This window comes from Nocardia sp. NPDC004573, assembly GCF_053602135.1.
Map to the genome: position 1 here is coordinate 66,777 of NZ_JBSGDA010000015.1, position 20,339 is coordinate 87,115.

At 67.4% G+C, this 20,339-nt stretch carries 26 protein-coding genes; 16 read left to right on the forward strand and 10 right to left on the reverse strand.

From position 1 onward, the window contains the following. The first annotated feature begins 33 nt into the window (after positions 1-33). The 6 genes from ACWEKR_RS22785 to ACWEKR_RS22810 all read left to right on the forward strand — a co-directional run bounded on the left by ACWEKR_RS22785 (position 34) and on the right by ACWEKR_RS22810 (position 2,312). On the forward strand, positions 34-213 hold the full coding sequence (locus ACWEKR_RS22785; RefSeq protein ID WP_452356172.1) for a hypothetical protein: 180 nt from the start codon (positions 34-36) through the stop codon (positions 211-213). Between the two features lie 6 nt (positions 214-219). Then, on the forward strand, positions 220-663 hold the full coding sequence (locus tag ACWEKR_RS22790; protein ID WP_452356173.1) for a DUF4254 domain-containing protein: 444 nt from the start codon (positions 220-222) through the stop codon (positions 661-663). Next, complete coding sequence (locus ACWEKR_RS22795; RefSeq protein ID WP_452356174.1) at positions 642-986, forward strand: hypothetical protein; 345 nt, start codon at positions 642-644, stop codon at positions 984-986. Before ACWEKR_RS22790 ends, ACWEKR_RS22795 begins: the two co-directional genes overlap by 22 nt. Then, positions 983-1,336, forward strand: a complete 354-nt coding sequence (locus tag ACWEKR_RS22800) for a hypothetical protein (RefSeq protein ID WP_195085651.1) — start codon at positions 983-985, stop codon at positions 1,334-1,336. The genes ACWEKR_RS22795 and ACWEKR_RS22800 overlap by 4 nt, the downstream gene beginning before the upstream one ends. A gap of 15 nt (positions 1,337-1,351) precedes the next feature. After that, positions 1,352-1,642, forward strand: coding sequence for a Clp protease N-terminal domain-containing protein (locus tag ACWEKR_RS22805; protein WP_452356175.1), 291 nt, complete (start codon positions 1,352-1,354; stop codon positions 1,640-1,642). A gap of 169 nt (positions 1,643-1,811) precedes the next feature. Next, a complete protein-coding gene (locus ACWEKR_RS22810; RefSeq protein WP_452356176.1) occupies positions 1,812-2,312 on the forward strand; it encodes a hypothetical protein in 501 nt (166 codons plus the stop codon). Positions 2,313-2,412: 100 nt separating this feature from the next. Here ACWEKR_RS22810 and ACWEKR_RS22815 read toward each other — a convergent pair whose 3' ends face one another. Further along, positions 2,413-3,561 (reverse strand): citrate synthase 2, encoded by a 1,149-nt coding sequence (locus ACWEKR_RS22815; RefSeq protein WP_159843346.1) that lies wholly within the window; start codon positions 3,559-3,561, stop codon positions 2,413-2,415. Between the two features lie 121 nt (positions 3,562-3,682). Between ACWEKR_RS22815 and pdxH the strand changes: the two genes are divergently transcribed. The 4 genes from pdxH to ACWEKR_RS22835 all read left to right on the forward strand — a co-directional run bounded on the left by pdxH (position 3,683) and on the right by ACWEKR_RS22835 (position 7,626). Then, the gene (pdxH, locus tag ACWEKR_RS22820; RefSeq protein ID WP_159843348.1) at positions 3,683-4,375 is read left to right on the forward strand and encodes a pyridoxamine 5'-phosphate oxidase; all 693 of its coding nucleotides are present in this window, start codon (positions 3,683-3,685) and stop codon (positions 4,373-4,375) included. Between the two features lie 68 nt (positions 4,376-4,443). Further along, positions 4,444-5,724, forward strand: a complete 1,281-nt coding sequence (locus tag ACWEKR_RS22825) for an MFS transporter (protein ID WP_452356177.1) — start codon at positions 4,444-4,446, stop codon at positions 5,722-5,724. A gap of 191 nt (positions 5,725-5,915) precedes the next feature. Continuing rightward, entirely contained in the window at positions 5,916-7,229 is a 1,314-nt protein-coding gene (locus ACWEKR_RS22830) for a citrate synthase (RefSeq protein ID WP_280474233.1), read from the forward strand. A gap of 37 nt (positions 7,230-7,266) precedes the next feature. After that, the gene (locus ACWEKR_RS22835) at positions 7,267-7,626 is read left to right on the forward strand and encodes an FKBP-type peptidyl-prolyl cis-trans isomerase (RefSeq protein ID WP_043719293.1); all 360 of its coding nucleotides are present in this window, start codon (positions 7,267-7,269) and stop codon (positions 7,624-7,626) included. A 348-nt stretch (positions 7,627-7,974) separates the two neighbouring features. On the opposite strand, the gene ACWEKR_RS22840 is transcribed toward ACWEKR_RS22835, so the two are convergent. Then, entirely contained in the window at positions 7,975-8,481 is a 507-nt protein-coding gene (locus tag ACWEKR_RS22840) for an SgcJ/EcaC family oxidoreductase (RefSeq protein WP_452356178.1), read from the reverse strand. A gap of 61 nt (positions 8,482-8,542) precedes the next feature. Here ACWEKR_RS22840 and ACWEKR_RS22845 point away from each other — a divergent pair, with 61 nt between their 5' ends. Continuing rightward, on the forward strand, positions 8,543-9,010 hold the full coding sequence (locus tag ACWEKR_RS22845) for a MarR family winged helix-turn-helix transcriptional regulator (RefSeq protein ID WP_452356179.1): 468 nt from the start codon (positions 8,543-8,545) through the stop codon (positions 9,008-9,010). A gap of 68 nt (positions 9,011-9,078) precedes the next feature. After that, positions 9,079-10,311, forward strand: a complete 1,233-nt coding sequence (tgt, locus tag ACWEKR_RS22850; RefSeq protein ID WP_281919224.1) for a tRNA guanosine(34) transglycosylase Tgt — start codon at positions 9,079-9,081, stop codon at positions 10,309-10,311. Between the two features lie 99 nt (positions 10,312-10,410). Here the strand turns inward: tgt and ACWEKR_RS22855 are convergent, their stop codons facing one another. Continuing rightward, positions 10,411-11,190, reverse strand: coding sequence for a queuosine precursor transporter (locus ACWEKR_RS22855; RefSeq protein ID WP_452356180.1), 780 nt, complete (start codon positions 11,188-11,190; stop codon positions 10,411-10,413). Between the two features lie 29 nt (positions 11,191-11,219). Here ACWEKR_RS22855 and ACWEKR_RS22860 point away from each other — a divergent pair, with 29 nt between their 5' ends. Then, on the forward strand, positions 11,220-11,738 hold the full coding sequence (locus ACWEKR_RS22860) for a DUF4190 domain-containing protein (protein WP_159844559.1): 519 nt from the start codon (positions 11,220-11,222) through the stop codon (positions 11,736-11,738). A 72-nt stretch (positions 11,739-11,810) separates the two neighbouring features. On the opposite strand, the gene ACWEKR_RS22865 is transcribed toward ACWEKR_RS22860, so the two are convergent. From ACWEKR_RS22865 to ACWEKR_RS22875, 3 genes are read right to left on the reverse strand one after another with little or no spacing between them, the layout of a single operon-like run. Continuing rightward, entirely contained in the window at positions 11,811-12,494 is a 684-nt protein-coding gene (locus ACWEKR_RS22865) for an RDD family protein (protein WP_195084946.1), read from the reverse strand. A 46-nt stretch (positions 12,495-12,540) separates the two neighbouring features. After that, complete coding sequence (gene gluQRS, locus ACWEKR_RS22870; RefSeq protein WP_195084945.1) at positions 12,541-13,458, reverse strand: tRNA glutamyl-Q(34) synthetase GluQRS; 918 nt, start codon at positions 13,456-13,458, stop codon at positions 12,541-12,543. Positions 13,459-13,514: 56 nt separating this feature from the next. Next, the gene (locus tag ACWEKR_RS22875) at positions 13,515-13,997 is read right to left on the reverse strand and encodes a DUF309 domain-containing protein (RefSeq protein ID WP_159844551.1); all 483 of its coding nucleotides are present in this window, start codon (positions 13,995-13,997) and stop codon (positions 13,515-13,517) included. Positions 13,998-14,444: 447 nt separating this feature from the next. On the opposite strand from ACWEKR_RS22875, the gene ACWEKR_RS22880 reads away from it, so the two are divergent. After that, entirely contained in the window at positions 14,445-14,630 is a 186-nt protein-coding gene (locus tag ACWEKR_RS22880; protein ID WP_357435561.1) for a DUF397 domain-containing protein, read from the forward strand. A gap of 95 nt (positions 14,631-14,725) precedes the next feature. Here the strand turns inward: ACWEKR_RS22880 and qcrB are convergent, their stop codons facing one another. Beyond that, positions 14,726-16,372 carry a cytochrome bc1 complex cytochrome b subunit gene (qcrB, locus tag ACWEKR_RS22885; protein ID WP_452356181.1) on the reverse strand — a complete coding sequence of 549 codons (1,647 nt, stop codon included), beginning with the start codon at positions 16,370-16,372 and terminating at the stop codon, positions 14,726-14,728. Between the two features lie 172 nt (positions 16,373-16,544). Between qcrB and ACWEKR_RS22890 the strand changes: the two genes are divergently transcribed. Further along, complete coding sequence (locus tag ACWEKR_RS22890; protein WP_452356246.1) at positions 16,545-18,182, forward strand: WS/DGAT domain-containing protein; 1,638 nt, start codon at positions 16,545-16,547, stop codon at positions 18,180-18,182. A gap of 18 nt (positions 18,183-18,200) precedes the next feature. Here the strand turns inward: ACWEKR_RS22890 and ACWEKR_RS22895 are convergent, their stop codons facing one another. Next, positions 18,201-18,839 carry a hypothetical protein gene (locus tag ACWEKR_RS22895; RefSeq protein ID WP_452356182.1) on the reverse strand — a complete coding sequence of 213 codons (639 nt, stop codon included), beginning with the start codon at positions 18,837-18,839 and terminating at the stop codon, positions 18,201-18,203. Positions 18,840-18,937: 98 nt separating this feature from the next. Next, entirely contained in the window at positions 18,938-19,342 is a 405-nt protein-coding gene (locus tag ACWEKR_RS22900; protein ID WP_452356183.1) for a hypothetical protein, read from the reverse strand. Between the two features lie 335 nt (positions 19,343-19,677). On the opposite strand from ACWEKR_RS22900, the gene cutA reads away from it, so the two are divergent. Beyond that, positions 19,678-19,986 (forward strand): divalent-cation tolerance protein CutA, encoded by a 309-nt coding sequence (gene cutA / locus ACWEKR_RS22905; protein ID WP_452356184.1) that lies wholly within the window; start codon positions 19,678-19,680, stop codon positions 19,984-19,986. Here the strand turns inward: cutA and ACWEKR_RS22910 are convergent. Next, positions 19,967-20,317, reverse strand: a complete 351-nt coding sequence (locus ACWEKR_RS22910; protein ID WP_452356185.1) for a tetratricopeptide repeat protein — start codon at positions 20,315-20,317, stop codon at positions 19,967-19,969. The two genes, cutA and ACWEKR_RS22910, sit on opposite strands and share 20 nt — an antisense overlap. Positions 20,318-20,339: the final 22 nt, after the last annotated feature.

Below are 20,339 nucleotides of genomic sequence, written 5' to 3' on the forward strand. Positions count from 1 at the left end.
GGTGTGCCCGAACCGTCTGCCACGGAGGCTGCCATGCGTATCACGCGAGACACCCAGGACCCGTGGGCCGCGCACTACTGCGACTGCGGAACCGAACCCACCGATCTCGACTTCGACCGCGCCCGCTTCATCCTTGTCGACCACTCCGGCCACGGTGGCGGATGCCTGCCATACCTCGCGGCGATGGCCTACTCGCTCGGATCACAGGAGTAGCCGGGTATGAACGCGGGCAGCAGGTTTCAGCACGGGTTACCGGACTGGCACGAGGTCAGCGCGGCGATCCGCTACGTCGCAGGCGACAAGCCCGGCGATCACCTCGTCACTCGGTGGGCGCGGGCACTCGCGCACCTGCACCGCACCCGCCGAATCGACCCGGGCCGCGCCGCCGACGTCGACCGCCGCCGCGCCGAACTCGTCACGCAGATCAACCGATGGGTGACCACCCACCTTGCGTCGGCCACCGGCGCGGCCGATGTCGGGCCCGCCGCTGATGCGCTTGCCGGCGCGTACGTCGATGTCGAGGCGCTGTTGCTCGCGCAGGAGGAAGTCACCGAGGAGACCCTGCACGCGGCGTGGACACAGGTGGGTTACCTCGCTACGCAGTGGGCAGACCTCGTCTCCGCGGTGATGGATGGACAGCCATGCCCGCCGGACCGGTGCTGATCCTCGCCGCGATGGCCGCCGCGGTCATCGCCTGCGTATTCGCCGCTGCCTGGCTGGCGACCGGTGCACCGGCTATGGGGCCGCGGTTCACCGAGATCGACGAACGCCTCAGCCACGAACCGCCGCCCCTGCCGCTGACGGTCGAGCAGGCCCGCCAGCAGTGGGCGCGGCATCTGGGCTGCCGACTCACCCGCTGCGCCCGCAAGCGGGAGATCCAGCGGACATTGCGCGCGGCCGGAGTCGCCCCGGACATCGACGCCAACCCAACGGCACCGACCCGGCGAGGTGGTCGGCACGCCCACTCCCGGAGGAGGAACCCATGAAGCTCAGGACCACAGCCCGTGCGCTGCTCGCAGGCTGCGCACTCACGGTGTCGCTCGTCGGCAGCACGCTCACGCCGACCGCGATTGCACCGGCCCACGCCGGGCCATGCTTGTTCGGGCACGTCGATCCCAAGGACGACAACTCTGCATGCCGAGGTAGCGACTCGGCGCGGTTCCCGGAATCGGAGTCGACGCCGGACGGCACTCCGGCACTGACCTGCAGCCGACTCAATGAGGGCGACAAGGTGAGGACGCATGACGGTCTGGGGTGGCGGTACTGGTGGTGCAGGAAGTACAAGGACTCGTGGGGGCACACTTACTACGAATGGACCGAGATTCTCTACATGTGACGGGAAAGTGGAGCGATGGCGGAGTCGATCATCCGAACACCCATGTACGAGCGGTTGCTGGCCGACGCCGAGAAGCTCGCACGGGACCGAGGTGACGGATGGGTAGGCGTGGAGCACGTCTTGATCGCCGCGTTCTCCGACCCGGACGCCATCTCGACCGTCGAGCTGCGCGATCGGATGGGCATTGAACCCGCCGAACTGATCCGGCGGCTAGCCCAGATCATCGATGCCCCGATACCTGGACCGGGCCAGTATCGGGTGCGCAGTCTTGACGGAACCACTGTGATTCGATCCGCGGACGGCTGACCGAATCAGCTGGTCTGCGGCCGTTCGCGTTTCCTCTCCCACTCGTGGCCTGATCAGGACCTACCAACGGAAGGTCGGTACAAGCACGTCGCGCGCTACTAGGACGACGGTGGGACAACAACGCCGTCATTTGCGTAACCCGCTGACATGAAAGGAATCGGCACGGCGAATGTACGTTCTGAACCATCCAGCGGTCGCCGTGGCGCTCGATGCCCTGGTGGCCGCTGACCAGGATCTCACGTCGGTCAGCGCGATTGTCCGCGACGAGATCGCCGCTGTCGTCATCGACGGTGAGCGGGGTCGCTACATCGTGTTCGTGCACCCCGACGGAAACCGGTGGACGACCCACGGAACAACGTTCGGCGCACCCCGGCCTAGCGGTCTTCGGCATGCCCACACCCTGGCGTGGGAGCCGTTGCAGCGGCTCGGAGCCCGATTCCGGTCCGCGACCGCTGACCGGAACGGCGTGGGCTGGTTCGCGGTGATCGGCCGCGCCGCACAGGACGCGGTTTCCCTGTCGGTGGCCTCCAGCCTGGAGGAGCAGGTGGTAGCGATCGGTGCGGACGGTTTGGCGTTCGCGGTCGTCCGCGCCACCGGAAGCGAACGGCCGCGCATCACTGTGGCCACCCGCGACGGACGGCGGGTCACGGTGGGGCCGCGCGGGGCCTGATCGGCTGCCCGCTGCATCGGATGCGACGCGAGCCGGATGTGACCGCAGGAGAATATTTCCCGCTGCCACGCCCGGCTCGCGGACCTAGCGATGCGGTGGGTCAGGTGTGCGCGATGGTGGCCCAGCCTTCGACCTCTTCGGGCTTGCGGGGGCCGGGGCCGGTGTAGATGGCCGCCGGGCGGACCAGTTTGCCCAGTTGTTTCTGTTCCAGGATGTGCGCGCACCAGCCCGCGGTGCGGCCGCAGGTGAACATGGCGGGCATCATGTGCGCGGGCACCTCGGCGAAGTCCAGGATCACCGCGGCCCAGAACTCCACGTTGGTCTCGATGGCGCGGTCGGGGCGGCGTTCGCGCAGTTCCGCCAGGGCGGCCTGCTCCAGTGCGGCGGCCACCTCGTAGCGCGGCGCGGCCAGTCGCTTCGCGGTGGCGCGCAGGACGCGGGCGCGCGGGTCCTCGGCCCGGTAGACCCGATGGCCGAAGCCCATCAGCTTCTCCTTGCGGTCCAGGATGCCCTTGACCAGGGCCCGTGCGTCGCCGGTCCGCTCGACCTCTTCGATCATCGGCAGCACGCGGGCGGGCGCGCCGCCGTGCAGCGGGCCCGACATGGCGCCGATCGCGCCGGACAGCGCGGCGGCGACGTCGGCGCCGGTCGAGGCGATCACCCGGGCGGTGAAGGTGGAGGCATTCATGCCGTGCTCGGCGGCGGAGACCCAGTAGGCGTCGATGGCCTCGGTGTGGCGCGGGTCCGGGTCGCCCTTCCAGCGCGTCATGAAGCGCTCGGTGACCGTGGTGCACTCGTCGATCTTCTTCTGCGGGACGGCGGGCTGGTAGATGCCGCGCGCCGACTGCGCCACGTAGGACAGCGCCATCACCGAGGCGCGGGCGAGGTTCTCGCGCGCGGTCTCGTCGTCGATGTCCAGCAGCGGCTGGTACCCCCAGATCGGCGCGAGCATCGCCAGCCCCGCCTGCACGTCGACGCGCACGTCACCGGTGTGCACGGGCAGCGGGAACGGCTCGGCGGGCGGCAGGCCGCGCCCGAACGATCCGTCGACCAGCAGGGCCCACACGTCACCGAAGGTCACCCGGCCCTCGACCAGGTGCTCGATGTCCACGCCGCGATAGCGCAGCGCGCCGCCGTCCTTGTCGGGTTCGGCGATGTCGGTGGTGAAGGCCACCACGCCCTCGAGGCCGCTGACGAAATCGCTGGGAACGGTGGCCTGCCCACCGGAAACCGCGGGGCTGGTAGTCATGTCACGACTCTCCTTGCGCTTGGGTCGCACGTTCTCGCCGATGGGAAGATGTCGGATTTGACGAGTACATGCCGATCATCAAAACCTTAGCTCCCTGCTACTGCGGAGTAACGTCTGGCCCATGCGTGACCTGGACAATTCATCGGATCTGGCGGCTATGCGGGTCGACTACGGCGGCCTTCCACACGGCGGCAACGACGACGTCGACTTGGACGAGACCTGGCTCGCCGGGGGCTGGGAGCCGCTGCTGCGGCATTGGATCGAACAGGCCACCGCCGTGGGCATCGCCGAACCCAACGCCATGGTGCTGGCCACGGTCTCGCTGGCCGACGGCACGCCGCGGCCGGTCGCGCGGACCGTGCTGTGTAAAGGACTCTCCCCCGAAGGCGTGATCTTCTACACCAACTACGACTCGGCCAAAGGCGCCCAGCTGACCGCCGTCCCGTACGCCGCGGTCACCTTCGTCTGGCCCGCGCTGGGCCGGCAGGTGCACCTGCGCGGCGCGGTCGAGCGGGTCCCCGCCGAGACGACGGCGGCGTACTGGCGCTCCCGGCCGCGGGACTCGCAACTGGGCGCCTGGGCCTCCCGTCAGTCCCAGCCGATCGGCTCGCGGGCCGAATTGGACCGCACGCTGGCCGAGGCGACCGCGCGGTTCGCCGATGTCGACGAGATCCCGGTCCCGCCGCACTGGGGCGGTTTCCTGGTCCGTCCCGACGAGGTCGAATTCTGGCAGGGCAGGCGCGGGCGTCTGCACAACCGCATCCGGGTGCGGATCGAGGGTGACGCGACCACGGTGGAGCGCCTGCAGCCCTGACGTATTCCCAGCCCCGGCGTGAGAATTCTCGCGCCGGGCCGGGCCGGAGGACTGATTACGCTGCGGCAGTGAAACTGCTCGCCGACACCACTCCACTGCGCAATCCGGACTATCGACGCCTGTGGAGTTCGGGCATCGTCACCATGATCGGCGCGCAACTGTCCGTCGTCGCGGTGCCGCAGCAGATCTTCCAGATCACCGGCAGCTCCGGCTACGTGGGGCTGGCCGGGCTGTTCGGCCTGGTGCCGCTGGTCGTGTTCGGCCTGTGGGGCGGCGCGCTGGCCGACGTCCTCGATCGGCGCAAGCTCCTGCTGATCACCAATTCGGGCACCGGGCTCACGGCGCTGGCCTTCTGGCTGCAAGCGGCGGCCGGGGTGGACAACGTGTGGATCGTGCTCGGCCTGTTCGCCGTGCAGCAGGCGTTCTTCGCGGTGAACCAGCCCACCCGCAGCGCCACCATCCCGCGGCTGCTCCCGGAACACCAACTCGCCGCCGCCAATTCGCTGAACATGACGGTGATGCAGTTCGGCGCCATCGCGGGGCCGGTGCTGGCCGGTGCGCTCATCCCGGTCGTCGGGCTCGCCACGCTCTATCTGATCGACGCCGTCGCGCTGCTGGCCACCCTGTGGGCGGTGTGGCGGCTGCCCGCGCTGCCGCCCACCGGGACGGTGCGCCGGGCCGGATTCCGCACCGTGCTGGAGGGTTTCGGCTACCTGGCCACACAGCGGGTGCTGCTCGCGTCGTTCGCGGTGGACGTGATCGCCATGGTGTTCGGCATGCCCCGCGCGCTGTTCCCGCAGATCGCGCACGAGACCTTCGGCGACCCGGCCACCGGCGGCGTCGCGCTGGGTTTGCTGTTCGCGTCGATGTCGGCGGGCGCGGTGCTCGGCGGGGTGTTCTCCGGCTGGATTCCGCGCATCCGCAGGCAGGGCCTCGCCGTGCTGGTCTGCATCGCGCTGTGGGGGCTGGCCATGGTCGGCTTCGGCCTCGCCGTCGGCCTCACCGGCCACGGCCTCGGCGTCGGGGCCGGGCTGTGGATCGCTTTGGTGTGCTCGGCTTTCGGTGGCGCGGTGGACATGGTCTCGGCCGCACTCCGGGTGACGATGCTGCAGACGGTGGCCACCGACGATCTGCGCGGACGGCTGCAAGGGGTGTTCACCGTGGTGGTCGCGGGTGGCCCGCGCATCGGTGATGTTGCCCACGGTTTCGCGGCGGCGAGCCTGGGTACCGCTGTAGCCGCGGCGGGCGGCGGCGCGCTCGTGGTCGTGGGCGTGGTGCTCGCGGCACTCGCGTTTCCGGCCTTCACGCGTTACCGTGTCGCTCGCGCTCATGCCGAAATCGCCGCGTGACGTGCGGCGCGAGCACCTGGCGATCGCGTTCCGCCGTGGCTGTGGGACCTCACCGCGCCGGGACGTGTTTGTGAGCCGCCGCAGGACTACCCTCCGGTATTGTCCGCGTCGGTCAACGGCTAGCGTTGAGGCAAGCGCATCGTGCGCCACCGTGCCGGTGCCTGTGGTTCAAGCCTGAGAGGGATCCTTCCGTGCCCGCTGAGAACATCATCAACGTCGACGACGACGCCAAGCCGGTTCTTTCCTACCCCGGCGGCGAGTTCCCGATGACGGTCACCAGGGCCGCCGAGGGCAACGACGGGATCGAGCTGGGAAAGCTGCTGGCCAGCACCGGGTACGTGACGTACGACCCGGGCTTCATGAACACCGCCCCGACCAAGTCGGCCATCACCTACATCGACGGTGAGGCGGGCATCCTGCGCTACCGCGGCTACCCCATCGACCAGCTCGCGGCCGCCTCCACCTTCATCGAGGTCAGCTACCTGCTGATCTACGGCGAGCTGCCCACCCAGGCCCAGCTCGAGGACTTCACCGACCGCATCCGCAGGCACACCCTGCTGCACGAGGACCTGAAGCGGTTCTTCGACGGCTTCCCGCGCAACGCGCACCCCATGCCGGTGCTGTCCTCGGCGGTGAACGCGCTGTCGGCCTACTACCAGGACTCGCTGGACCCCCGCGATCCCGAACAGGTCGAGCTGTCCACCATCCGACTACTGGCCAAGCTGCCCACCATCGCGGCCTACTCGTACAAGAAGTCGGTCGGCCAGCCGTTCCTCTACCCGGACAACTCGCTGAGCCTGGTCGAGAACTTCCTGCGGATGACCTTCGGCTTCCCCGCCGAGCCCTACGAGGTGGACCCCGAGGTCGCCGCCGCGCTGGACATGCTGCTGATCCTGCACGCCGACCACGAGCAGAACTGCTCCACCTCCACCGTGCGCCTGGTCGGCTCGTCCGATGCCAACCTGTTCACCTCGGTGTCCGGCGGCATCAACGCGCTGTGGGGCCCGCTGCACGGCGGCGCGAACCAGGCCGTGCTGGAGATGCTCGACGGCATCAAGGCCACCGGCAGCGACGTCAAGGAGTTCATTCGCAAGGTCAAGAACAAGGAAGACGGGGTGAAGCTCATGGGCTTCGGCCACCGCGTCTACCGCAACTACGACCCGCGCGCCTCGATCGCCAAGAAGCACGCCGACGCCATCCTCAGCAAGCTCGGCGGCCACGACGAGCTGTTCGACATCGCCCAGGCCCTGGAAGAGGCCGCACTCACCGACGACTACTTCATCGAGCGCCGCCTGTACCCGAACGTCGACTTCTACACCGGCGTCATCTACAAGGCGATGGGCTTCCCGACCCGCATGTTCACCGTGCTGTTCGCGATGGGCCGGCTCCCCGGCTGGATCGCGCACTGGCGCGAGATGCACAGCGAACCGCTGAAGATCGGCCGTCCCCGGCAGATCTACACCGGCTACGGCGCTCGCGACTACCGCGAGATCAACAACCGCTGACGAAATCCATCCATCACCTATCGAAGGGGATAGCCGCATGACCAAACCGGAGATCGAGTTCCAGGCAGGGCCCGCGCCCACCGAGCTGGTGATCAAGGACATCATCGAAGGCTCGGGCAAGGAAGCGGTGCCAGGCGGCACCGTGGAAGTGCACTACGTGGGCGTCGAATTCGAATCCGGCGAAGAGTTCGACTCGTCCTGGAACCGCGGCGAGTCCATCACCTTCCCGCTGCGCGGCCTGATCCAGGGCTGGCAGGACGGCATCCCCGGGATGAAGGTCGGCGGGCGCCGTCAGCTGACCATCCCGCCGGAGCTGGCCTACGGTCCGGCCGGCGCCGGTCATCGGCTTTCGGGCAAGACGCTGGTCTTCGTGATCGACCTGCTGAACGCCAACTAATCCGGCGGCTGTGTTGGTTTGCCAGCGCCTGCGGCGCTGGGTGTTCCCGGCCCCCTAGTGGCTCGCATCCGAGCGACCGCCGCTTGCGACTTCGTCGCGGACGCGGCGGCCGCTCGGACGCGAGCCGGGCCGCGAACGGCGATGCTCGGTCTCGCTTCGCTCGAAAGACGTAGTTGAGGTGAGCGGGGCGCGTGGAGTTCGATCGCACTACCCGGGTTCGCCGTAAGGCGGGGCGCGGATGGCCTGTGGCTCGAGGGCTGCGCGTGGGCCGGTCTGCCCGGAGGTGTCGTGGCCGACGGTTCGCGACGACGGGCGTGTCGGTTGTCGATGGGTTCGTGCGCGGGCAAGTCACGATCGATTCCGGCCCAGGCCGAGGCGGCGGGCGATTCGGCTCATGAGCTGGGACATGCGGGACGGGAAGGAGTGCGGCTCGGGGATGCGCACCGGGCGGACGCGGCCGTTGTGCAGCGCGGTGATCTTCCAGCCCTGGTCCGTGCGAACGGTCACCAGAGTCTGGCGGGACCGGCGGCGCTCGGGCAGGTGGGACCGCCAGGGCATCAGAACCGAGGCGGTGCCGTGCACGATCGCGACGTCCGGGGCGACGAATCGGATCGACTCGAGCTCGCCGACCAGTGCCGAACCGGCCAGGACGCCGCGGAAGAGCTTGTCGTGGTTGTCCTGGTGCTCGGCGCGACCGGTGGCCCGGGTGCCGTCGTAGGACACGTAGTCCGAGCTCTCGGTGAACAGGGCTGCGTAGGCGGTGGCGTCGTTGGCGGTCCAGGTCCGCATGAGGGCGTCGAACAGGCTGCGCAGGGCGCTCTCGTCGGTGCGCTGCTGATCGAGTGTCACGTTCATGACGGGTACCTTCCGGTGCTAAGATTCGATTATCGAAATGTACTCTAGCAGAAAGTTTCGAATGTCGAAAGATGAGTTGATCGCCGAGATCGCGCAGGAGTTGCGGCTGCTGCAGCAAAGTTTCGACGCGTTCGACGAGGCCGCCGCCGTGCGCCTGGGCTTGAACCGCACCGACCTGCGATGCCTGGACATCGTGCTGGCGCGTGGGCCGCTGGCGGCGGGGGAGCTCAGTGCCGCGCTGCGACTGAGCCCCGCCGCCACCACCACTGTCGTCGACCGGCTGGTGCGGGCCGGATTCGTGACTCGGGCACAAGATCCCGGTAATCGGCGGCGGATACTGATCGAAGGCACCATGCGGGCCAGGAAGGTCGCGCGAGAGATCTTCGAGCCGGTGGGCGTGGCCGGGGCCGAGGCTCTCCTGCGTTTCGACACCGGCGAACTGCGCACCGCGCTCGACTTCTTGCGCACCGCGCTGGCGGTGCACCAAGCGGAAACCGAGCGGGTGTCGCGCGCCGGGAAACCCGGCTGACCGCGCCGCGATGCCGGCGAGCGGTGGCCTGGTTCGGGCGGCGGGCGCCGAACTGCGAGGATAGCGGGGTGTCCGGTCCCGAATCGTTCTCCTTCACCGTCGGTACTCGCCTGGACGGGCGGCACGGCCGGTCCGGTGTGATCGCCACGCCGCACGGGCCGATCGCCACGCCCGCGTTCATCCCGGTGGGCACCAAGGCGACGGTCAAGGCGGTGCTGCCGGAGACCATGCGGGAACTCGGCGCCCAGGCGCTGCTGGCCAACGCCTACCACCTCTACCTGCAGCCCGGCGCGGACATCGTGGACGAGGCCGGCGGGCTCGGCGCGTTCATGAACTGGCGCGGGCCCACCTTCACCGACAGCGGCGGATTCCAGGTGATGTCACTGGGTGTCGGCTTCAAGAAGGTGCTGGCGATGGAGGCGGTCGACGTGCGCAGCGACGACGTGATCGCGCCCGGCAAGGAGCGGCTGGCCACCGTGGACGACGACGGCGTCACCTTCCGCTCCCACCTCGACGGGTCGACGCACCGGTTCACGCCCGAGGTGTCGATGGGCATCCAGCACCAGCTCGGCGCCGACATCATGTTCGCCTTCGACGAACTCACCACGCTCCTCAATACCCGTGCCTACCAGGAGCGATCGGTTCAGCGCACGCACGAGTGGGCGCAGCGTTGCATCGACGAGCACGAGCGGCTGACCACCGCTCGCACGCACCGTCCGTACCAGGCTCTGTTCGCTGTCATCCAGGGCGCGCAGTACGAGGACCTGCGCCGGAAGGCATGTCGCGGGCTCGAATCGATTCGCGGAAGCGCGGGAACGGGATTCGACGGCTACGGCATCGGCGGCGCGCTGGAGAAACACAACCTGGGCGCCATCGTCGGTTGGTGCTGTGACGAGCTGCCCGAGGACAAGCCGCGGCATATGCTCGGCATCAGCGAACCGGAGGACGTCTTCAACGCCATCGAGAACGGCGCGGACACCTTCGACTGCGTGAACCCGTCCCGGGTCGCTCGCAACGCCGCCATCTACGTCGACACCGGCCGGTTCAACATCAACACCAGCCGCTTCCGTCGCGACTTCACGCCCATAGACGAGAACTGCGACTGCTACACCTGCGCCAACTACACGCGCGCCTACCTGCATCACCTGTTCAAGGCCAAGGAGATGCTCGCCGCCACGCTGTGCACGATTCACAACGAGCGGTTCACGGTCCGCCTGGTCGATCGCATCCGCGACAGCATCGAAGGCGGCTACTTCGATGAGCACAAGGCCGAGACTCTGGGCCGTTGGAGTGGTGCGTGAAACGACGGAGGGCGCGGGCCGGGTGGACGACCGCTGGCTTCACTGTTCTGCGGTCGTCTCACATGGCCCGCGCCCTGCAGGGGTACTCGCCGGAATGCGTCAAGTGTGCAGCGGATCCGCTCCGGTCGGCGCGTAGCTGGGTTCGTACTTCTTGAGCAACGCGATCACCCGATAGGTGACCGGAAGCACAATCACCTCGCAGAGGGTCTTCCAGAGGAAACCGACGATCACGTAGTTGGCGAACTGCTGCCAGGTGTCGATTCCGATGGCGCCGGCGGCGATCGAGCAGAAGATCAGCGTGTCGGCGAACTCGCCGACGATGGTCGATCCGATGAGCCTGGCCCACAGGTACTTTTCCTTCGTCCGCTCCTTGATCAGCACCAGCGTCGCGGAATTCAGCAACTGGCCGACGAAGTATCCGGCCAGGCCCGCGACGACGAGCCGCGGCGTCGTCCCGAGGACGGTGCGGAACGCCTCCTGGTTCTCGTAGAAGCTCGCGGCGGGCAGCCGGATCGCGATGGCGAAGCACACCACCGTCAGCAGCAGTGCGGCGAAGCCGTAGTAGATGGCGCGGCGGGTGGCGCGGAAGCCGTACACCTCGCTCAGTACGTCGCCGAGGATGTAGGCCAGCGGGAACAGGAAGAAGGCGCCATCAGTGGCGATCGGCAAGATTTGCAGTGGTCCCAGCGACACCGACCGGTCGCCGAAGAACTCCACCCCCTTGGTGGCGCAGATGTTGGAAATGATCAGTGTCGCAGTGAACAGGGCCACGATCGGTGCGTAGTACCCCCGCGCGACCTGGGCAAATGCCGCATGGTCCGCGGGGCGCCCAGGCCCGCCGTGCTCTTGGGTGGTTTTCGACTCACTCACCCGCATCATCCAACCAGGTTGTGGAATACGCTGTAGCAATGACGAATCCCGGCGATTCCGACGAGTGGTGGAAGCAGTACGGCGGCCAAGGCGTGTCGCCGGAGTCCGGTGGCCAGAGTTCGGTCCCGCAGTATCCGAGCCCGGAGCAGCAGCCCTCGGGCTACCCGTCGGCGCCGCAATATCCGGTTCAGCCACCCTCGCAGCCGATGACGCCGCCTCCGCAGCCGCAGTACCCGTCCTATCAACAGCCCGGGCAGCCGTATCCGCAGCCGAGCTACGGCTATCAGACTCCCTATCAGCCCTACGGAGTCCCGGCGCAGGGCACCAACGGCATGGCGATCGGTGCGCTGATCTCCTCGCTGGTCGGGTTCGTCACCTGCGGGCTCGGCTCGATCGTCGGGATCATCCTCGGCGTGGTCGCCCTCAACCAGATCAAGCAGAGCGGCCAGGAAGGGCGCGGCATGGCGCTCGCAGGCATCTGGATCGGTGTCGGCGCGATCGTGCTCGGCATCCTGTGGTTCGTCGTCGTGATCATCGCGGGCGCGACCAGCGCGTAGCGGCACGGCCGGGAAACCGACAGGGGGCGCACCCGAATCGGGTGCGCCCCCTGTTCTGTGCCGCGGTGGCGATCAGGCCTTGACGACCTGGGTGCCGCCGGCGAACTTGTCGTGCCAGCCCTGCTTGTTCGGATCCTGCGAGATGGTGACCATGATGTAGATCGCCAGGACGAGCGAGATCAGGCCACCGACGCACGGGATGATGCTCGCCGCGATGAAGATGTTGCGCTTCAGCGAGGTGACCGGGTCGATCTTCGCGGCGCCGCCCGGGGCGAGCACCTTCAGGCCGAGGATCTTCTTGCCGAGCGTGGTGCCCTGCGAGGTCTCCATGCCGACGAAGTAGCCGAGCTGAACCAAGGTCCACACCAGGCCGAGACCGATGGTCAGGCCCAGCGAGTTGTCGACCAGGACGTACAGGATGAAGTACGGGATGTACAGGATGATCGCGTCGATGACGCGGGCGCCGATGCGGGTGCCGAGGTCACCCGGCTGGCCGCCGTAGTTGTTGAACCCGGGCTGCTGCGGGTACTGACCGTAGGGATCCTGCCCGTACTGGGGCTGCTGCTGGCCGTATTGCGGCTGCTGCCCGTACTGAGGCTGCTGCTGCTGGCCGTATTGCGGCTGCTGCCCGTACTGGGGCTGCTGGCCGTACTGAGGCTGCTGCCCGTACTGGTCACCCCCCTGCGGGTACGGCTGCTGCCCGTACGGCTGCCCGCCCTGCGGATACTGGTTGGGGTCGTACCCACCGCTTGTCATAGTTATTTGTCCTCGTCGATTGATCAGTAGTTGGACGATGCGTACGTTACGGACATGGGCTGCTTCGCAACAACCCATGAACGTCGAGTATCCACGGTTCGCGGGGCAGCCGCCGGGCGTCGAAACGCGCGAGCAGCTCGGACGACGATGTCGCGGTGAAGCCGAGCGAAGCGGCCAGTGCCGAGACTACTTCCTCCGGCGTGTTGCCGAGCGCCAACCGTTCGCGGAGTGTCACCGCCCCATCCCGTTTCGCCAGGCGCCGTCGCTGCGGATTGAGCACCAGCGGCACATGGGCATAGTGCGGCACCGGCAGGTCGAGCAGCGTCGCCAGGTATGCCTGCCGCGGCGTCGACGGCAGCAGGTCGTCGCCGCGCACCACTTGGTCGACGCCCTGTCCCGCGTCGTCCACCACGACGGCGAGGTTGTAGGCGGGGATGCCGTCGCCACGCCGCAGCACCACGTCGTCGACCGGGCCTCGGTAGCGACCGTGCAGTTCGTCGCGCACCTCGAATTCGGTGGTCGTGGCGCGCAGGCGCAAGGCGGCCGGGCGGCCCTCGGCGCGCAGCCGGTCGCGCTGGGCGGCGCTCAGCGCGCGGCAGGTGCCGGGGTAGGCGCCCATCGGCCCGTGCGGTGCTGTCGCGGCTTTCTGTATTTCCCTTCGGGTACAGAAGCATTCATAGGTCAGCCCGGCGGCGGTGAGGCGTTCGATGGCTGCCGCGTACTGCGGCAACCGTTCCGACTGGCGTACCACCGGTCCGTCCCAGTCCACGCCGATCGCGGCGAGGTCGTCCACTTGCCGCTGCTCCGCACCGGGACGCACTCTGTCCAGGTCATCGATCCGCAGCAGGAAGCGCCGACCGGTGGAACGCGCGAACGCCCACGCCAGCAGTGCCGTGCGGAGATTGCCCAAGTGCAGGTCCCCGGACGGGCTCGGCGCGTACCGGCCCGCACCCGGCTCAGTCACGGGCTCTGCCGGTAGACGATGAGGTGCGCACGTCGGCCATGGTAGGAGCGTCGCGCTCAGCCGCGCAGACGCGGCCGCAGGTCGGCGTCCGACGGCTCGGCGCCCGCCTCCAGCGCGGCGAGCAGCGCTTCGGCGTGAGCGACCAATCCGGGGAGGTCTATACCGTAGGGCGCTCGGCCGCCCTCCGGTTGGTATGCCGTCAACCGCGACACCGCGCGGGCGAGCAGTGTACGCGCCCCCTTGGGATTTCCTCGTTGTATGTGGGTTAGTCCGACAGCGAACTGCGCCAGCGCCTGCCACAGCATCCGCTCGGCGAACGGTCCGTTCTTCCACGCGGCCTCTAAAACCTCGTGTGCATTGAATGCGAGTCCGTCGTCCAGCAGTTGCTGGGCGAAGGTCAAGGTTTGCTGGGGTGGAAGTTCGAGATCGTCCGGAATTCGGGCAACCCCGGTGCTGCCGAGCGGCAGCGGTCGCCCGAGGCGGTCGCGCGGACGGGCATTACGGGCGCGACCTGCGTCGTCGCGAGCGCGTTCGACCATAGAATCCATCATGCACGGTCGCTGTGCGCACGTCGACGCGGGCGGGGAGGGCGCGCGAATTGTCCGCCGATAACAGAGCAATAACATCCGTTAAAAACATTGTGGATCATCGGTGTGTGGAATGAATGCCAGGAGCTGGCAATGTTCCCGCAACTCTCATGCTTCGCAAACTTGTGTGGTTGCGATGATTGAATAGGCAAGAGCCGGGCAAACTTTCGAAGGACCTGCTAGGGTTACCGCGCGGGGAGAGGCCCCGCGCGAGGTTAATTTCCTCTCGAACTCGATGTGCGATATCGACGCACCGGGAATGTGCGCTCCGGCGTGGGGTGCACCACGGGATTCGGCTTTCCAGTCGGGTACCGATGCTAGCTGGAACGATGTCAGGAGAAATCTCGCTCTCGACGCAGCAAAGGAGCTAGTGCCGTGGAGGTTGATTGGGCGGGCGCTGTGTGGCGCAAGAGCACATACAGCGGTCCGGATGGGAACTGCGTGGAAGTCGCTTTCCTCGTCGACGGCAATGTCGCGGTTCGTGACACGAAGGACAGTGGAAGTGGCCCGGTCTTGGGCTTTGCGCCGGGCGAGTGGGATGCATTCCTAGTGGGGGTCTCGACGGGAGAGTTCCGGCGCGGCTGAACCGCTCCGGAATGGCCTGAACAAGGCAAAGCGGGCCCCGGGTCGTGTGGACTCGGGGCCTTCGCGGTTTTCCGGACGGGTGTGCCGGCGAATCCTCAGTGGGCGGAGCCGTTTCCGTTTCCGTTGCCGTTCGCCCGTTCCTGGATCTTGCGCAACACGGTGAGCTGCCTGCGTTCTTCTTCGTGCTCGAGCTCGAAGTGCCGCACGCTCTCCTCGCGCGGATCAGCGCGCAGGAAGCTGCCGGTGCCCGGCTTGCCCGCCGCGCCCAACTTGCTCATCTTCTTCGGCACGGGTGCGCCTTGGTATTCCAGCGGGAGCGGGTGACCATGCGCGTCCACCGGGCCGAGCGGCTGGTGCACCTCGATGTACTCACCATGCGGCAAGCGTTTGATCACGCCGGTCTCCACCCCGTGCTCGAGCACCGCGCGGTCACTGCGCTGCAGGCCGAGGCAGATGCGGTAGGCCAGGAAGTAGGCGAGCGGCGGGGCGAGCAAGATGCCGATGCGGCCTGCCCAAGTTGTCGCGTTCAGCGAGATGTCGAACTTGTACGCGATGATGTCGTTGACGCACGACAGCGTGAGCACGACGTAGAACGCGATCGCCATCGCGCCGATCGCCGTGCGCACCGGTACGTCGCGGGGACGTTGGAGCAGGTTATGGTGTGCGGTTCGGTCGCCGGTCAGCCGCTTCTCGATCCACGGGTACGCGATCAGCACGGTGAACACCAAACCCATGAGCACGGCGACCCAGAACACGGCGGGCACGGTGTAACGGCCGAGGTACAGCTCCCACGGCGGCATCAACCGGGCCATGCCGTCGGTCCACATCATGTACATGTCCGGCTGCGAACCCGCCGATACCTGCGACGGGTTGTACGGCCCCAGGTTCCAGATCGGATTGATCTGGAAGAGACCGCCCATGATGCCCACGATGCCGAGGGTGAAGGCGAAGAACGCGCCCTGATCGGCGGCGAACACCGGCACGATCCGCGCGCCCACCACGTTGTTCTCGGTGCGGCCGGGGCCGGGGAACTGGGTGTGCTTCTGGTACCACACCAGCGCCACGTGCGCCGCGATCAGCGCCAGGATGATGCCGGGGAAGAGCAGTACGTGCGCCACATACAAGCGGGGGATGATGATCTCGCCGGGGAAGTCGCCGCCGAACATCAGCCAGTGCATCCAGGTGCCGATGATCGGGATGGAGATCGTGATACCCGAGAACGCCGCCCGCAGGCCGGTGCCCGACAGCAGGTCGTCGGGCAGCGAGTATCCGAAGAACCCTTCGAACATCGCCAGGATCAGCAGCAGCGAACCGATCACCCAGTTCGCCTCACGCGGCTTGCGGAACGCGCCGGTGAAGAAGATGCGGAACAGGTGGATGATGATCGACGCCGCGAACAGCAGGGCCGCCCAGTGGTGGACCTGGCGGACGAACAGGCCACCGCGCACCTCGAAGGAGAGGTTGAGCGCCGTCTCGTACGCCCGCGACATGGTCACGCCGCGCAGCGGCTGGTAGGCGCCGTTGTAGACGACCTCCGTCATGGAGGGGTCGAAGAACAGGGTCAGGTAGACGCCCGACAGCAGCAGGATGATGAAGCTGTAGAGGGCGATCTCGCCGAGCAGGAACGACCAGTGTGTCGGGAAGACCTTGTTGATCGACCGCTTCACGAACGCCGCGGCCTTATACCGTTCGTCCGCCTCATCGGCTTGCTTGGCAATTGTGCGAGCTAGATCTACAGCCATGGCCGACACCCCGCCTGGGTGAGTGGTATCCGTTCTACTACAGACGGTAGCAGAGCTGGGTGCCGGAATCGATGGCGTTTTCCGGGCGATATGTGGAACAAGATCATTCACATTGCCTCGGGCTCGCCGGACGCCGCCGAATCCGAGTCGATATCGTTTTACTGTGAGCGCGATGGCACCGCAGGACGCGACGATGTATTGGCTGTCCGCACGCACGCGAAACGACCTTTTTCTGCTGTATTGCTTCGCCGATCGCGGACTGCCCATCGAGGAACTGCGCGCGTCCGTTGCCGAACGCAGTGCGCGGATCGCGGACCTGCGAGTCCGGCTGCGCGAACTGCCCGGGGACATCGATTACCCGATCTGGACGCGATCTGAATTCGCCGTCGAGCAAATCGTGGAACACGAACTGCCGGAACGTAATTGGTCGAACCTGCTGGAGGCTCTCGGCGAGCTGCTCGGCACCGGTGTCGACGCCGCGGTGCACCCGTGGCGGCTGCATCTGTTTCGCTCGATCGCCGACGCGCCAGGGCTTGTGGGTGAGCCGGCGCTCGTGGCGGTGCTCCAGATGTCCCACGCGCTGGCCGACGGCCGGCGGGCCTCGGTGATCGCGCGTGCGCTGTTCGGCGGGGCGGGCAACCTTTCCGACGAACACGAAAGCCGTACTGGCGTGTCAGGCCCCGGTGGGGGACCGGCCGGCGACAGTGCCACTGATGCCGCAGGTGCCGAGCGTTCGGGTGGCCGGGCTCGGTGCGCGGATCAATCGGTCCCGGAGATGTCCGCGCAGGAGGAATTCGCTGATCCGCGAGGGGTCGGCTGGACCGCGATTGCCCGTGAGCGGACCGAGGCGGACTCGGTGTCGGCGAGCGGGTCGTCGGTGCGAGTTCGGGTCGGCTCGACGGTGGTGCGTGTGCGGACCCTCGGGGATGCGATGGGGAGAAGCGCGCTCCCGGCAAGCGTGCTGGTCGATTCGGCGGTCGGTCTCCTGCGTGTTCCGGCCCGGCTGGCCGCGACAGCGGTACGTGGCTACCAGGCCTTTCGAGCCCAGCAGCGGCTTGCGGCGTTGACCGAGGCGGGCGAATTGCCGCCGCCGGGGCCAGGTTTCCCGCCGACCGTGCTGAATCGTACGGCGGCGGAGGGGATCTCGCGGCACGAAGCTCGGATGCTGGTGTTTCCGGCCGGAGAGTTGCGGGTGCCCGGTCGTACGGTCACTGTCGTCGTCCTGACCGCGGTATCGGTGGCGCTCGCCCGCTACCTGGCCGACCGGGGCGAGCCGGTGGAGCGTCTCGGTGCACAGGTCCCGATGGCCCTGGCCGAGGCCACCAGTCCACGCAACAACTATCGCAGTCTCGGAGTCGACCTGTTCGTCGACGAACCCGATCTACGTCTGCGCGCCGACAAGATCGCCGCGGCGCTCGCCGAACGGCGGGTCCGTGCGCGACACCCACTGCTGTCGGCGCAGGACAGGGTCACCGCGACGATTCCCGCCTTCATGCTGCGGCGGGACGTCGACCGCTATCCCCTCGATACCGTTCCCGGCTCGATAGCGGGGCACACTGTCGTCTCCAGTGTCGACCGTGGGCCGGCCGACCTGTCCTTCGGTGGCGGGCCGGTGCGGTTCACCGCCGGATTTCCGTCGATCGGCTCCGTCATGCACCTGACCCACGGCGTGCACGGACTCGGTGACACCGTCACCGTCTCCCTGCACGCCGATCCGGCGGTCCTGCCGGATCTCGACGCCTACGCCGGTCACCTCCACGCCGCGCTGCTGGAGGCGCATCGCACCGGGGTGGGTTCCGCTCCGGCGTGACGCTCGTTCGCGCGCCGGTCAGGAACGGGCGAGGGCCGGCTGGGGCGTGGCCTGGTGGACCTCGGCGGAGATCTTGATCTCCAGTTCCAGCCGGGTGACGTTGATGACCGAGCGCTCCTCCTCGACGGTGTTCTCGATCGCCCGCGACCACAGCGCCTGGATCTCGGTGATCTCTTCGGCGGTGGCCTCGCCGTCGAGTTCGATCCGGCGGCGTTGCAGGCTGATGTTCAGCGCCGCGGTGAGCGTCCGCATCAGGTCCTCGCAGCGATTGGGGATCTTGCGGTGCGCCACCACGCGCAAGGTGCTGATGAAATCCCGCGAACCGGCGATGGCCTGCCGGACCTCCTCGTCGAGCTGATCCAGTTCCTCCGCCTCCCAGCGATCGCAGTGCAACAACTGCCGGCGGACGTCGCTCGAGATGGCCAGCACGGACGAGACCGCCGCCAGCACCGACTCCCGCCGCCACTTGTCCACCTCGCGCCGGTCGGCCGCCGCGTTCGTCAACTCCACGTTGCGCTGCGCCGCGTCCAAGGTGACCCGGTTCCGCTCGTCCGCGGCGGTGACCGCCGCCCGGTTGGCGCGGTTGTTGACCAGCACGCCGACCAAGACCGCAATGCCGACGACGAGAGAACCGAAAAGCGGGAGCCACTGAGTCACGGGGACGATCATTCCATCGGAATGGGAAGTCGCACAGCCTAGATCGGGCGAATCCGGCTCGTCCGGCTACTCGGGAGGGAATCCGAACGGTGGAGGGGTCAGTCCCGTGCGGCGCCTTCCGGCCACACGACATCAACCGGCACCCCCCGCACACGCGCGAGTTCGACCACCGTCCCGGTGCCCGCCTTCTGCCCGGCATCGCCATCCCACACGGCGATCAGTCGATCGACCGACCCCACCACGGCATCGTTGGCCGCTTCGTACGCTGCACGGCCCGCGTCGTCGAAATCCATCACACGCACTTCGGCCGCGTTCTTCACGAGCTCGTCGAACAGCTCGGCGTGATCCGGTTTCACCTTCCGCTCGCGGTAGTTCCGGGACGGCAACACCACCTCGATCCGCCCACCCGCATCCAGCACCGCCCGCGCGAACACCGAATCGGAACCGCGCGCAATACAGCTCACTCCGACCAGTTCGCTCGGATCGTGCTCGTCCAGCAGCACACGCACCGCGTCGTACACCAACGGTGCTGTCGACTCGGTGATGTTCATGTGCCCCGTGACGCCGATACGCACCATGCAGATGTGCTCCTATGTTGTCGCGGCAACCAGCGGCCGCATCCGCTCCCGCAATTCGACGACCGCGCCGAACTCTACGGTACGGTTGTACACCTCGCCGGCTTCTTCGCGACGCGGTCCGGCGCAGATGCCAAGCCGCGTAGAGGCTCGACGCCGGTACCTGCCGTTTCGTCCTCTGCGGCGAACTTGCATCGGATAACGAAGCCCCATCGTGTGCCCCTCGCTAGGCTGGCTTGATGGCAATCCCGAGTGTGTGGTCCGTGACAACGACCACCCCGACCGAGGAAGTAGCCCAAAAGATCGCCCGCGCCGTGGTGTCCGAGCGGTTGGCGGCCGGGGCGTCCATCACGGGCCCCATCAAGTCGGTGTTCTGGCATCTCGGCGAACTCGGCGAAGGCCAGGAGTGGCGTGTCGAGCTGCGTACCTCTGAGGCTACGCGAGACAAACTCGCGGAACGAGTCAAAGAACTGCATCCCTGGGACAACCCGGAGTTGGTGGGCCAACCGATCGAGTGGTACCCAGAAGAATACGGGCGCTGGGTGGCCCGCTCTACAAACGCGTCGGAATAGGGGCCCTGGCTGTTCGAGCGCGTGACCAGAGTTGGGCGCCGCCAGGTATCCCGGCGACACGTTGTGCAACCTGCTGTACGCGAGCCAGCGGCCGGACTGACGCTACCTTTTCGGCGGAAGCAAGAGCGTTTTCCGTGATCGCCATCGCCTCCTCGGGGTTGCCCGCGTCGAGGTGAGCGTCGGCCAGCCAAGTCAGGTACAGGGCTTTGTCCCTGAACCATTGATCCGGATATGAATCGAGAGCGCGGTTGAGCGGTGCGGTCGCCTTGTCGGGATCGCGCAGAACCGACCATACGCGGCCCGTCATAATGTCCAACTCGTTCCAGTTCATCCACGCGAACCACGGTTGGCCC

Coding starts and splice junctions, on each gene's coding strand:
- ACWEKR_RS22845 (WP_452356179.1), top strand. CDS start 8,543: ATGTCGAAAGATGAGTTGATCGCCGAGATCGCGCAGGAGTTGCGGCTG.
- ACWEKR_RS22890 (WP_452356246.1), top strand. CDS start 16,545: ATGGCACCGCAGGACGCGACGATGTATTGGCTGTCCGCACGCACGCGA.
- ACWEKR_RS22865 (WP_195084946.1), bottom strand. CDS start 12,494: ATGACAAGCGGTGGGTACGACCCCAACCAGTATCCGCAGGGCGGGCAG.
- ACWEKR_RS22835 (WP_043719293.1), top strand. CDS start 7,267: ATGACCAAACCGGAGATCGAGTTCCAGGCAGGGCCCGCGCCCACCGAG.
- ACWEKR_RS22790 (WP_452356173.1), top strand. CDS start 220: ATGAACGCGGGCAGCAGGTTTCAGCACGGGTTACCGGACTGGCACGAG.
- ACWEKR_RS22805 (WP_452356175.1), top strand. CDS start 1,352: ATGGCGGAGTCGATCATCCGAACACCCATGTACGAGCGGTTGCTGGCC.
- ACWEKR_RS22795 (WP_452356174.1), top strand. CDS start 642: ATGCCCGCCGGACCGGTGCTGATCCTCGCCGCGATGGCCGCCGCGGTC.
- ACWEKR_RS22800 (WP_195085651.1), top strand. CDS start 983: ATGAAGCTCAGGACCACAGCCCGTGCGCTGCTCGCAGGCTGCGCACTC.
- pdxH (WP_159843348.1), top strand. CDS start 3,683: ATGCGTGACCTGGACAATTCATCGGATCTGGCGGCTATGCGGGTCGAC.
- ACWEKR_RS22840 (WP_452356178.1), bottom strand. CDS start 8,481: ATGAACGTGACACTCGATCAGCAGCGCACCGACGAGAGCGCCCTGCGC.
- ACWEKR_RS22810 (WP_452356176.1), top strand. CDS start 1,812: ATGTACGTTCTGAACCATCCAGCGGTCGCCGTGGCGCTCGATGCCCTG.
- ACWEKR_RS22875 (WP_159844551.1), bottom strand. CDS start 13,997: ATGGTCGAACGCGCTCGCGACGACGCAGGTCGCGCCCGTAATGCCCGT.
- ACWEKR_RS22815 (WP_159843346.1), bottom strand. CDS start 3,561: ATGACTACCAGCCCCGCGGTTTCCGGTGGGCAGGCCACCGTTCCCAGC.
- ACWEKR_RS22855 (WP_452356180.1), bottom strand. CDS start 11,190: ATGATGCGGGTGAGTGAGTCGAAAACCACCCAAGAGCACGGCGGGCCT.
- ACWEKR_RS22910 (WP_452356185.1), bottom strand. CDS start 20,317: ATGAACTGGAACGAGTTGGACATTATGACGGGCCGCGTATGGTCGGTT.
- qcrB (WP_452356181.1), bottom strand. CDS start 16,372: ATGGCTGTAGATCTAGCTCGCACAATTGCCAAGCAAGCCGATGAGGCG.
- ACWEKR_RS22860 (WP_159844559.1), top strand. CDS start 11,220: ATGACGAATCCCGGCGATTCCGACGAGTGGTGGAAGCAGTACGGCGGC.
- ACWEKR_RS22785 (WP_452356172.1), top strand. CDS start 34: ATGCGTATCACGCGAGACACCCAGGACCCGTGGGCCGCGCACTACTGC.